The sequence below is a fragment of the Pseudomonas sp. AC239 genome (assembly GCF_979258545.1).
Window position 1 is genome coordinate 503,448 of sequence record NZ_OZ409864.1, and the last position, 12,490, is coordinate 515,937.

Below are 12,490 nucleotides of genomic sequence, written 5' to 3' on the forward strand. Positions count from 1 at the left end.
CCGTACGTCTTGTTATCAAGCGCCTCATTTATCAAGGACACCCCCATGACTGCCTCGGAAAAAGCCCTGCGTTCGCAACGCCTGAACCAGATCACCCATGAGCCGCACAGCAAGCTCGATGCGCTGGTCAAAGCCCACGCGCCCTTCGAAACCCGCGCCAGCTTCGCCCGTTTCGTTGTTGCGCAATACCTGTTCCAGGCGGAACTGGTTGAGCTGTACAACGATGCCGAGCTGACCGCGATCGTCCCGGATCTGCCGGCCCGTTGCCGCGCCGAAGCCGCCAGGGCTGACCTCGCCGACCTCGACACTGAAGTCCCGGCGCCGGTGGCCGGCGCGCTGAAAAATCCGAGCAAGGCGCGGGCGCTGGGCTGGATCTTCGTGTCGGAGGGTTCGAAGCTCGGCGCGGCATTCCTGATCAAGCGCGCGGTGGCACTGGAGCTGAGCGAAAGCTTCGGTGCCCGGCATCTGGCAGAACCGCAAGGTGGCCGCGCCGAGGGCTGGAAAAGCTTTGTGCGCACCCTCGATGCGTTGCCGTTCACGGCAGAGGAAGAGGCGGAAGTTGAGCAAGGTGCACTGGATGCGTTCAACCGCTTTACCGTGCTGCTGGAGCGGGCTTATGCCATAGAAGCCGAAGTGGCCTGAAGCAACTCTTATCCCCTGTGGGAGCGAGCCTGCTCGCGAAGACGGCAGCACATTCAACATCAATGTGCCTGATCAACCGCTTTCGCGAGCAGGCTCGCTCCCACAGGGCTCACCACAAATCTGTAAGATCCCCGTTCCGCTTCAGAAGCCACCGCTGAGCCATGCCCGCACCCGTCCCATCAAAACTCGCCCGTCTGCTGTTCGGCCTGCTGGCCTATATCAGCCTCGGCATTGGCCTGATCGCCATCGTCGTGCCCGGTCTGCCGACCACCGAGTTCATCCTCCTTGCCGCATGGGCCGCGACCCGCAGTTCGCCGCGCTTGAGCGCATGGCTGGAAAATCACCGGCTGTTCGGGCCAATCCTGAGCAACTGGCGCAACGGCAGGATCATCGCGCGCAAGGCCAAGCTCAGCGCCACCGTGAGCATGCTGCTGTGCGCCACTTTGATGCTGGTCATGCTCGATCACGGCTGGCCGATCTACCTGGCGATTGCCGGCATGGGCCTGGGCAATCTGTGGATCTGGTCGCGCCCGGAAACGCCCGTCACGGTCGCGAAACATTCCTGTAATTAACGCCTTTTCAGCACTTTCCCCTGCGCAAACGTTTAGCGGCGACCGTCCGTCGGCAATCGCCTCATGCCGTCTCGCTCGACGCCGATGAGGATTGAATGGCGCTGAATGGATTTGGCAAAACGGGCCTCAGGCCCAGCCACCTGTTTCTTTCCATTCGCGAGACCGCCTCATGTTCGACGCTCTGTCCATTCGCCTGAAAATCGTCCTGCTCTCCGGCCTGTGCCTGCTCGGAGTGGTGGCGCTGATTGTCAGCATGAACATCTACCAGACCAACCAGAACGACGCACTGGTCAGTCAATCCAGCAACCAGTTGCTCACCGCCAGTGTGCAAAACCTGCTGCAGGCCAAGGCTGCCGAGCAAGCGGTGCGGGTGCAGAAAACCTTTGGCGAAAGCCTGCTGGTGGTCACCGCCCTCGCCGACCAGATCAAGGATCTGCGGACGATGGCGGCCAAGCGTTCGCTCGAAGCTGGCGCCGTGCGGGAAGAGTTGAACCAGAGCCTGAAGACCGCCTTCGAGCGCAACGACAAAGTGCTGGGCATCTGGCTGGCTTTCGAGCCCAACGGCCTCGACGGCAAGGACAGCGAATTCGCCAACGATGCCGCGCGGCAGTCCAACGAAGCCGGGCGCTTCGCCTCGTACTGGAGCCGTGCTGCCGGCGCTGCGCTGAATACGATCATGGTCGAAGATGACCTGACCAAAACCACTGTCAGCGTCAGCGGCACGCCGTACAACAGTTGGTACACCTGCCCTCGCGACAACAAGCGCACCTGCCTGCTCGACCCGTATGCCGACACCGTCGGTGGCAAGGAAATGCTCATGACGACCATTTCCGTTCCGCTGCTGGTCGACGGCAAAGCGATCGGTGTGGTCGGTGTCGACATCGCGCTCGACGCCCTGCAAGCCGCCGCCGTCGACTCGCAGCGCAGCCTGTTCAACAACGCCGGGCACATGCTGATCGTTTCCGGCAGCGGCGTGCTCGCGGCCGACAGCGCTGACGCAACGCGGGTCGGCAAAAAAATCAACGACGCCCTCGGCGCTGACGGCCAAGATGTATTGCAACTGGTCGGCAGCGGTACGGCGAAAATCCTCGAACAGGGCGACCTGATTCGCGCGGTTTACCCGGTTGATCCGATCGGCAATTCGCGCGCCTGGGGCGTGGTCATTGACCTGCCCGAGCATGTGCTGCTGGCCGATTCGGTAAAGCTGCAAGCGGTACTGGATGACGCGCAACAAACCGGCGTGATCACTGCCCTGCTGGTGGCGGGCGTGGCCGGTCTGGTCGGCCTGCTGCTGATCTGGCTCACCGCTTCCGGCGTCACCCGTCCGATCAACAGCGTCGCCGACATGCTGAAGAACATCGCCAGCGGCGAAGGCGATCTGACCCAGCGCCTGAACTACAGCAAGAAAGACGAACTGGGCGAACTGGTGAACTGGTTCAACCGCTTCCTCGACAAGCTGCAGCCGACCATCGCGCAGATCAAACAAAGCATCACCGAAGCGCGCGGTACGGCTGATCAATCGTCGGAAATTGCCCGCCAGACCAGCGAAGGCATGCAGGTGCAGTTCCGCGAAATCGATCAGGTCGCCACCGCGTCCAACGAAATGAGCGCCACCGCCCACGACGTCGCCAACAGCGCCTCGAACGCCGCCAATGCGGCCAAGGGTGCCGACCAGTCGGCGAAGGACGGCATGGCGATCATCGAGCGCAGCACTCGCGACATCAATCAGCTGGCCGATGAAGTCAGCAAAGCGGTGACCGAAGTCGAAGCGCTGGCGGTCAACAGCGAGCAGATCGGTTCGGTGCTGGAAGTGATTCGCAGCATCGCCGAACAGACCAACCTGCTGGCCCTCAACGCCGCCATCGAAGCCGCCCGCGCCGGCGAAAGCGGTCGCGGTTTTGCCGTGGTCGCCGATGAAGTGCGCAACCTCGCCAAGCGCACGCAGGACTCGGTGGAGGAAATCCGCATCGTCATCGAGCGCATCCAGACCGGCACCCGTGGCGTGGTCGCGACCATGCACTCGAGCCAGACCCAGGCGCACAACAACGCCGGGCAGATTCGTCAGGCCGTTGATGCACTGGGCAAGATCAGCGACGCGGTGACGGTGATCAGCGACATGAACCTGCAGATCGCCAGCGCCGCCGAAGAGCAAAGCGCCGTGGCCGAAGAGGTCAACCGCAACGTCTCGGCAATTCGCACCGTGACCGAAACCCTGACCGAACAGGCCACGGAGTCGGCAGCGATCAGCAGCCAGCTCAACAGCCTGGCGAGCCAGCAGATGAAATTGATGGATCAGTTTCGCGTGTAACAATTCAGCATAAATCCCTGTGGGAGCGAGCCTGCTCGCGAAGAGGTCGTCATATCCAACATCTGTGTTGACTGACACGACGCCTTCGCGAGCAGGCTCGCTCCCACAGGGGGAAATGGGTTCACATCCTGGTTTCATCTAAACCGCGATTCTTTTGCACTATCATCCCCCTCTCGTTCCGGAGGGCCTTCGATGACTGATCTGCTCACGTCCATCCAAACCGCACTCGGCTTGCCGCGCACGCCGATCCCCTTCCACGGTGACGGCGCGTTGCCCTCGGCGTTCGCCGTCACCGATCTGGCCTGCGCCAGCATCGCCGTTGCCGGGCAAGCGCTCAGCGAATTGCTTCACCAGCAAACCGGGCACTTGCCTGCGGTTGCAGTCGACCGACGTCTGGCCTCGTTCTGGTTCTCCACCTCGCTGCGCCCGATCGGCTGGCAAGTGCCGCCCTTATGGGACGCGATCGCCGGCGACTATGCGACCCGGGATGGCTGGATCCGTCTGCACACCAACGCCCCGCACCACCGCGCCGCCGCCGAACGCGTGCTGGGGGTCTGCGCCGACCGCGCGGCGATGGCGGCGAAAGTTGCGCAGTGGGGCAGCACGGATCTTGAACAGGCGGTGGTCGAGGCCAAGGGTTGCGCCGCCGAAATGCGCAGTTGGGCGCAATGGCAGCAGCATCCGCAAGGGCTGACGGTAAATGCCGAAGCGCTGGTGCAGTTCATTGAGCGGACGGACGAGAACCGGACCGCGTGGCAAGGCTCGATCGCACGACCTCTGGCCGGAATCAAGGTGCTGGATCTGACCCGCGTCCTCGCCGGCCCCACCGCCAGCCGCTTTCTCGCCGGGCTTGGCGCCAATGTCTTGCGCATCGATCCACCGAGCTGGAACGAGCCCGGCGTGGTTCCGGAAATGACCGTCGGCAAACGCTGTGCGCGGCTGGACCTGCGGATTCCAGCGGATCGCGCGGTGTTCGAAGGCCTGTTGAGAGACGCCGACATTCTCCTGCATGGCTATCGCGCCGATGCGCTGGAACATCTCGGTTTTGGTGGTGAACGCCGTCGGCAACTGGCACCGGGGCTGATCGACGTCTGCCTCAACGCCTACGGCTGGAGCGGCCCCTGGCAGAACCGCCGCGGCTTCGACAGCCTGGTGCAGATGAGCAGCGGCATCGCCGAGGCCGGACAGCATTGGAAGCACAGCGATAAACCGACGCCACTGCCGGTGCAGGCGCTGGATCATGCGACCGGGTATCTGATGGCGGCGAGTGCAATAAGGCTGCTGACTGAACGACTGGCCAATGGTTGTGGAGGGTCGGCGCGGTTGTCGCTGGCGCGTACGGCGAAGCTTTTGATCGAGCATGGGCCGGGGATGCTTGACCCGCTGCGGGCCGAAGACGCGCTGGATCAGGATCCGGCGATTGAACACACCGCGTGGGGGCCGGCGCGGAGGTTGCGCGTGCCCGTGCAGATCAGCGGGACGGTGGTGCGGTGGGATTTGCCCGCCGCTGAATTGGGGTCACATCGGGCGCAGTGGTGATTATGAGGCCGCCTTCGCGAGCAGGCTCGCTCCCACATGGATTCGCGTACTTCTGTGGGAGCGAGCCTGCTCGCGAAGGGGCCTGACCTGCCAAAGCAAATCCGCCTACAAACTCAACACCCCGCTATACAACCCATACGCCGCCAGCCCCGCGCCAATCACCACGCAAGCAAAAATCCCTTTCTCCACCGTGGTAAACACCGGCTGCCCCTGTTCACGCTTGGCCTTGGCAAACAGAATCACCCCCGGCGCGTACAACAGCGCCGACAGCAGCAGATATTTCACTCCACCGGCATACAACAGCCACACCGCGTAAACCAGTGCGATGCCGCCGATCAGCAGATCCTTGGTGCGCTCGGCCGAGGCGTGTTCGTAGGTTTCGCCGCGCCCGCTGAGCAGCACCGCGTAGGCCGCCGACCACAAATACGGCACCAGAATCATCGACGAGGCCAGGTAAATCAGGCTGGTATACGTGCCCGCCGAGAACAGCGTGATCAGCAGGAAAATCTGAATCATCGCGTTGGTCAACCACAGCGCATTGACCGGGACGTGGTTCTTGTTTTCCTTCTTCAGGAACGCCGGCATGGTCTTGTCCTTGGCCGTGGCGAAAAGGATCTCCGCGCAGAGCAAGGCCCATGACAGCAACGCGCCCAACAGGGAAATCGCCAGCCCGACACTGATCAGCAACGCGCCCCATGGTCCGACGATGTGCTCCAGCACCGCCGCCAGGGAAGGGTTTTGCAGATTGGCCAGTTCCGGCTGGCTCATGATCCCCAGCGACAGCACGTTGACCAGCACCAGCAGCGCCAGCACGCCGAGAAAACCGATCACCGTGGCGCGGCCGACATCGCTGCGTTTCTCCGCGCGGGCCGAGTAGACGCTGGCGCCTTCGATGCCGATGAACACGAACACGGTGACCAGCATCATGTTGCGCACCTGATCCATCACCCCGCCGAAATTCGGGTTGCTGCGGCCCCAGATGTCACGGGTAAAGATGTCAGCCTTGAACGCCACCGCAGCGATGACGATGAACATGATCAGCGGCACCACCTTGGCCACGGTGGTCAACTGGTTGATCAGCGCCGCCTCCTTGATCCCGCGCATCACCAGAAAATGCACCGCCCACAACAGCACCGAGGCGCAGCCGATGGCGATTGGCGTGTTGCCCTGGCCGAACACCGGAAAGAAATAGCCGAGGGTGCTGAACAGCAAGACGAAATAACCGACGTTGCCCAGCCACGCACTGATCCAGTATCCCCACGCAGATGAGAACCCCATGTAATCGCCAAACCCGGCCTTGGCGTACGCGTAGACGCCAGAGTCCAGCTCCGGTTTGCGATTGGCCAGGGTCTGGAAGACGAACGCCAGGGTCAGCATGCCGATTGCAGTGATACCCCAACCGATCAGAATCGCCCCGGCATCGGCGCGTGCCGCCATGTTCTGCGGCAAAGAGAAAATCCCCCCGCCGATCATCGACCCCACCACCAGCGCGATCAACGCACCAAGGCGCAGCTTTTGCGTCGGTTGCGACATGCAGATCTCCTTGAAAAAGCCGCTGTTGTTTATTTGTAACAACAGCTGACTAAAAAGCTAAGAGTAGATGACGTTTATCAGGTAATGCCCGGCTGCGCACTCTTATATATAGCTGATAACGATAACGCGTAGCACGTTAAGTCAGTTTTGTGCGCTGATCCTGATAATTCAATTCTGTGCTGAAAACAGATGACGGACATTTGCCAAACGCGGAAAAGCAACTAGCGTCATAGTTCGAAAGCATTAATAGCTATTCCCAATTGCGTTACCTAAACGGCTCTGGCACGGGCCTTTCAGACCGCAGCTTTATGCCCGCAACGGGTGGATAAGTCATTCATTAACAATGGAATGTGACCATGCACTGATCCAAGTCAGCTGTTCGAACAGACAACAGTACTAGGCTGTGAGCTCTCCTTTCCTGCAATGGAGTCATGCAAATGTCTGAAGCGCCCGGAAAACTAAGACTCGGTGCACTGGTTGCACTGGTAGTCGGTTCAATGATTGGCGGCGGGATATTTTCGTTGCCTCAAAACATGGCCGCCAGCGCCGACGTCGGTGCCGTGCTGATCGGCTGGGCCATCACCGCGGTCGGCATGCTCACCCTCGCTTTCGTCTTTCAGACCCTCGCCAATCGCAAGCCTGACCTGGATGGCGGTGTCTACGCTTACGCCAAGGCCGGATTCGGCGACTACATGGGTTTCTCCTCGGCCTGGGGCTACTGGATCAGCGCCTGGCTGGGCAACGTCGGTTACTTCGTTCTGCTGTTCAGCACCCTCGGTTACTTCTTCCCGATCTTCGGCGAAGGCAATACGCCGGCGGCGGTGATCGGCGCATCGTTGTTGCTGTGGGGCGTGCATTTCCTCGTGCTGCGGGGGATCAAGGAAGCAGCGTTCATCAACCTGGTGACCACCGTCGCCAAGGTCGTGCCACTACTGCTGTTCGTGCTGATCGCGATCTTCGCGTTCAGACTGGACATCTTCACCGCTGACATCTGGGGCGTGAAAAACCCCGACCTGGGCAGCGTGATGAATCAGGTGCGCAACATGATGCTGGTCACCGTCTGGGTGTTCATCGGCATCGAAGGCGCAAGCATCTTCTCCGCCCGCGCCGAGAAACGCTCGGACGTCGGCAAGGCCACCGTGATCGGCTTCATTACCGTGCTGCTGTTTCTGGTGCTGGTCAACGTGCTGTCGCTGGGCATCATGACCCAACCGGAACTGGCGAAACTGCAGAACCCGTCGATGGCCGCCGTGCTTGAACACGTGGTCGGGCACTGGGGCGCGGTGTTGATCAGTGTCGGTCTGATCATCTCCTTGCTCGGCGCGTTGCTGTCATGGGTGCTGCTGTGTGCGGAGATCATGTTCGCCGCTGCCAAAGACCACACCATGCCGGAGTTTCTGCGCAAGGAAAACGCCAACCATGTGCCGGTCAACGCCCTGTGGCTGACCAACGCCATGGTGCAGATCTTCCTCATCATCACCCTGTTTTCGGCCAGCACTTATCTGTCACTGATCTATCTCGCCACCTCGATGATTCTGGTGCCGTACCTGTGGTCGGCGGCCTACGCCCTGCTGCTGGCGGTGCGTGGCGAGAGCTACGAAGGCTTTGCCGCCGAGCGGCGCAAGGATCTGATCATCGGCGGTATCGCCCTGATCTATGCGGTGTGGTTGTTGTATGCCGGCGGGGTCAAGTACCTGCTGCTGTCGGCCCTGCTCTATGCGCCCGGCGCGATCCTGTTCGCCAAGGCCAAGCTGGAACTCAAACAACCGGTTTTCACCAACGTCGAGAAGCTTATTTTCGCCGCAGTGGTCGTGGGCGCCGTGGTGGCGGCCTACGGTCTCTACGATGGCTTCCTGACGCTGTAACCCCTGATTGATTGTCATCTGGAGGAACACAGAAATGACCACGGAAAAAGTGAAGTACGGCGTCCACTCCGAAGCCGGGAAACTGCGTAAAGTCATGGTTTGCTCCCCAGGTCTGGCCCATCAGCGGCTGACCCCGAACAACTGCGATGAACTGCTGTTCGACGACGTGCTGTGGGTGGCGCAGGCCAAGCGCGATCACTTCGACTTCGTCACCAAGATGCGCGAACGCGGCATCGACGTGCTGGAAATGCACAATCTGCTGACCGACATCGTCGCCATCCCCGAAGCGCTGGACTGGATCCTCGAACGCAAGGTGACGGCCGACTCGGTGGGCCTGGGCCTGATCAGCGAAGTGAAATCCTGGCTGAAAAGCCTCGAGCCACGGCACATCGCCGAATTCCTGATCGGCGGCGTCTCGGCCGATGATCTGCCGGACAGCTTCGGTGGCAAGACCATCCAGATGTTCCGCGACTTCCTCGGCCACTCCAGCTTCATCCTGCCGCCGCTGCCCAACACCCAGTTCACCCGTGACACCACCTGCTGGATCTACGGTGGCGTAACGCTGAACCCGATGTACTGGCCGGCGCGCCGTCAGGAAACCCTGCTGACCACCGCCATCTACAAATTCCATCCGCAATTCACCAACGCCGACTTCGAGATCTGGTACGGCGACCCGGACAAGGATCACGGCAACTCAACGCTTGAGGGCGGTGACGTCATGCCGATCGGCAATGGCGTGGTGCTGATCGGCATGGGCGAGCGTTCGTCGCGTCAGGCCATCGGCCAACTGGCGCTGAACCTGTTCAACAACAAAGCGGTGGAAAAAGTCATCGTCGCCGGCCTGCCAAAATCCCGCGCGGCAATGCACCTGGACACCGTGTTCAGCTTCTGCGACCGCGACCTGGTGACGATCTTCCCGGAAGTGGTCAACCAGATCGTTGCCTTCACCCTGCGCCCTGACGAAAGTAAACAGGGCGGCATCGACATCCGCCGCGAAGAAGGCAGCTTCCTCGACACCGTCGCCGCTGCGCTGAATCTGCCGAAACTGCGCGTAGTGGAAACCGGCGGCAACAGCTTCGCCGCCGAACGCGAGCAATGGGACGACGGCAATAACGTGGTGGCGATGGAACCGGGCGTGGTCATCGGCTACGACCGCAACACCTACACCAACACCCTGCTGCGCAAGGCTGGCGTGGAGGTCATCACTATCAGCGCCGGCGAACTCGGCCGGGGCCGTGGCGGCGGCCACTGCATGACCTGCCCGATCATCCGTGACCCGATCGACTACTAAACGACCGTCCCCCGGCCGCACCCATCCCGTAGCGGCCGGGCCGATTACCGAATCCAAGGAGAATCATCATGGCGTTTAACATTCATAACCGTAACCTGCTCAGCCTGGAACACCACACTCCACGTGAGCTGCGTTACCTGCTCGACCTGTCCCGCGATCTGAAACGCGCGAAATACACCGGCACCGAGCAACAGCATCTGAAGGGCAACAACATCGCCCTGATCTTCGAAAAGACCTCGACCCGCACCCGTTGTGCCTTCGAAGTGGCGGCCTATGACCAGGGCGCCAACGTCACTTACATCGACCCGAACTCGTCGCAAATCGGCCACAAGGAAAGCATGAAGGACACCGCCCGCGTGCTGGGGCGCATGTACGACGCCATCGAGTACCGTGGCTTCAAACAGGAAATCGTCGAAGAGCTGGCCAAGTTTGCCGGCGTGCCGGTGTTTAACGGCCTGACCGATGAATATCACCCGACCCAGATGATCGCCGACGTGCTGACCATGCGTGAACACGCCGACAAGCCGATCCACGAAATCAGCTACGCCTACCTGGGCGATGCGCGCAACAACATGGGCAACTCGCTGCTGCTGATCGGCGCCAAGCTCGGCATGGACGTGCGCATCTGCGCGCCGAAAGCCTTGTGGCCGCATGATGATCTGGTCGAGCGCTGCAAGAAATACGGCGAAGAAAGCGGTGCGCGCATCACCCTCACTGAAGACCCGAAAGCGGCGGTGAAAGGCGTCGACTTCATTCACACCGACGTCTGGGTATCGATGGGTGAACCGGTGGAAGCCTGGGCCGAGCGCATCCAGCAACTGCTGCCGTATCAGGTCAACGCCGACCTGATGAAAGCCACCGGCAACCCGCGCACCAAGTTCATGCACTGCCTGCCGGCGTTCCACAACAGCGACACCAAGGTCGGCAAACAGATCGCCGAGCAGTATCCGCACCTGAAAAACGGCATCGAAGTGACCGACGACGTGTTCGAGTCGCCGGCCTGCATCGCCTTCGAGCAAGCGGAAAACCGCATGCACACCATCAAGGCGATTCTGGTTTCGACCCTGGCTGATCTCTGACGCCACAGCGCTCCCACTGAAGGAACCGGAAACCCAATGTGGGAGCGAGCCTGCTCGCGAAAGCGTCAGATCAGACAACATCACTGTTGAATGACATACCGCATTCGCGAGCAGGCTCGCTCCCACAGGGATCCCGGTTCCGACAGGGAGATCGAGTCGTTTGCCACTCCTCTGCTTAGAAGGATTGCACCATGCGTATCGTCGTAGCCCTGGGCGGTAACGCCCTGCTCCGCCGTGGTGAGCCGATGACCGCTGACAACCAGCGCGCCAACATCCGCATCGCCACCGAGCAAATCGCCAAGATCCATCCCGGCAACCAACTGGTCATCGCCCACGGCAATGGCCCGCAAGTCGGTCTGCTGTCGCTGCAAGCGGCGGCCTACACCTCTGTCACCCCCTACCCGCTGGACGTGCTCGGCGCTGAAACCGAAGGCATGATCGGCTACATCATCGAACAGGAACTGGGCAATCTGCTCGACTTCGAAGTGCCGTTCGCCACCCTGCTGACCCAGGTCGAAGTCGACGCCAACGACCCGGCCTTCAAGAACCCGACCAAGCCGATCGGCCCGGTGTACGAAAAAACCGAAGCGGAAAAACTCGCCGCCGAGAAAGGCTGGGCGATTGCAGCCGATGGCGACAAATTCCGCCGCGTGGTCGCCAGTCCACGGCCGAAACGCATCTTCGAAATCCGCCCGATCAAGTGGCTGCTGGACAAAGGCAGCATCGTCATCTGCGCCGGTGGCGGCGGCATTCCGACCATGTATGACGAACAGCGCAACCTCAAGGGCATCGAGGCAGTGATCGACAAGGATCTGTGTTCTTCGCTGCTTGCCGAGCAACTGGAAGCCGACCTGCTGGTGATCGCCACCGACGTCAACGCGGCGTTCATCGACTACGGCAAGCCGACGCAGAAAGCCATCGCCGAAGCCCACCCGGACGAACTTGAGCGCCTCGGTTTCGCCGCCGGCTCCATGGGGCCGAAGGTGCAGGCAGCCTGCGAATTCGCGCGCCATACTGGCAAGGTTGCGGTGATCGGTTCGCTGGCCGATATCGAAGCCATCGTCCAGGGCACCGCCGGTACGCGGGTCTGCACGGCGAAGCCGGGGATCAGTTACCGATAACAATAAAACGCCGGGGCAGACTCAATGCCTGCCCCGCGCCCATGCCTTGAAAGGAGTAGCTCAATGGCCCAATTCGAACCCGGTCATCTGCATATCGAGCGGCACGCGTTGACCGACGATGACGTCAATTACAACGTCTGCCTCGACTATGAAGTGTTCACCGACCCGCAGAAAGGCAAAGGGATTCAGTTCACCCTGCACGGCAGCATGCAGGGCAAGGACGTGAAGGAGGTGTTTTTCCTGCCCAAGGAAGAGGCCTACAACTTTGCCCGTGATGTCACGCGAATCGCCGAGAAATACGGAATCCCCAAGACCCACAGCCAGATCGGCTCGGTGCACAAGCATTACGATCTTATGTTTGAAGACATTCGGCAGAAGTTGAATATGCACTCCGGGGATCCGGTCAATCCCGAGCATTTCGAATAACCCGAATCCACCACAACCTCCTCTGGGAGCGGGCTTGCTCGCGAAGGCGGTGTATCAGTAACGAAAATATCGACTGACACACCGCCTTCGCGAGCAAGCCCGCTCCCACAGGGC

9 protein-coding genes and 2 pseudogenes are annotated in these 12,490 nt (G+C 61.0%); 10 read left to right on the plus strand and 1 reads right to left on the minus strand.

What is annotated here, in order from left to right; all coding sequences use genetic code 11:
- Positions 1–45 precede the first annotated feature (45 nt).
- From ACZ0AZ_RS02350 to ACZ0AZ_RS02370, 5 genes and pseudogenes are all read left to right on the plus strand, one after another.
- A complete protein-coding gene (locus tag ACZ0AZ_RS02350; RefSeq protein WP_129997495.1) occupies positions 46–642 on the plus strand; it encodes a biliverdin-producing heme oxygenase in 597 nt (198 codons plus the stop codon).
- Between the two features lie 161 nt (positions 643–803).
- Positions 804–1,214, plus strand: a complete 411-nt coding sequence (locus ACZ0AZ_RS02355) for a YbaN family protein (protein WP_129997496.1) — start codon at positions 804–806, stop codon at positions 1,212–1,214.
- 442 nt (positions 1,215–1,656) lie between these two features.
- Positions 1,657–2,664: pseudogene (locus ACZ0AZ_RS02360) on the plus strand (methyl-accepting chemotaxis protein); the annotation flags it as partial.
- 330 nt (positions 2,665–2,994) lie between these two features.
- Positions 2,995–3,522, plus strand: a pseudogene (locus tag ACZ0AZ_RS02365) (methyl-accepting chemotaxis protein); the annotation flags it as partial.
- Between the two features lie 192 nt (positions 3,523–3,714).
- Positions 3,715–5,061, plus strand: a complete 1,347-nt coding sequence (locus ACZ0AZ_RS02370; protein WP_463538644.1) for a CoA transferase — start codon at positions 3,715–3,717, stop codon at positions 5,059–5,061.
- Positions 5,062–5,166: 105 nt separating this feature from the next.
- Here the strand turns inward: ACZ0AZ_RS02370 and arcD (ACZ0AZ_RS02375) are convergent, their stop codons facing one another.
- A complete protein-coding gene (gene arcD, locus ACZ0AZ_RS02375; RefSeq protein ID WP_130886993.1) occupies positions 5,167–6,594 on the minus strand; it encodes an arginine-ornithine antiporter in 1,428 nt (475 codons plus the stop codon).
- A 437-nt stretch (positions 6,595–7,031) separates the two neighbouring features.
- Here arcD (ACZ0AZ_RS02375) and arcD (ACZ0AZ_RS02380) point away from each other — a divergent pair, with 437 nt between their 5' ends.
- From arcD (ACZ0AZ_RS02380) to ACZ0AZ_RS02400, 5 genes are all read left to right on the plus strand, one after another.
- A complete protein-coding gene (gene arcD / locus ACZ0AZ_RS02380; RefSeq protein ID WP_129997500.1) occupies positions 7,032–8,459 on the plus strand; it encodes an arginine-ornithine antiporter in 1,428 nt (475 codons plus the stop codon).
- 34 nt (positions 8,460–8,493) lie between these two features.
- Entirely contained in the window at positions 8,494–9,750 is a 1,257-nt protein-coding gene (gene arcA, locus ACZ0AZ_RS02385; protein ID WP_039758149.1) for an arginine deiminase, read from the plus strand.
- Positions 9,751–9,818: 68 nt separating this feature from the next.
- Positions 9,819–10,829, plus strand: a complete 1,011-nt coding sequence (locus ACZ0AZ_RS02390; protein WP_310409746.1) for an ornithine carbamoyltransferase — start codon at positions 9,819–9,821, stop codon at positions 10,827–10,829.
- A 191-nt stretch (positions 10,830–11,020) separates the two neighbouring features.
- Positions 11,021–11,950 carry a carbamate kinase gene (gene arcC / locus ACZ0AZ_RS02395; RefSeq protein WP_039758155.1) on the plus strand — a complete coding sequence of 310 codons (930 nt, stop codon included), beginning with the start codon at positions 11,021–11,023 and terminating at the stop codon, positions 11,948–11,950.
- Between the two features lie 63 nt (positions 11,951–12,013).
- Positions 12,014–12,376 (plus strand): DUF5064 family protein, encoded by a 363-nt coding sequence (locus tag ACZ0AZ_RS02400; protein WP_434596024.1) that lies wholly within the window; start codon positions 12,014–12,016, stop codon positions 12,374–12,376.
- Positions 12,377–12,490 lie beyond the last annotated feature (114 nt).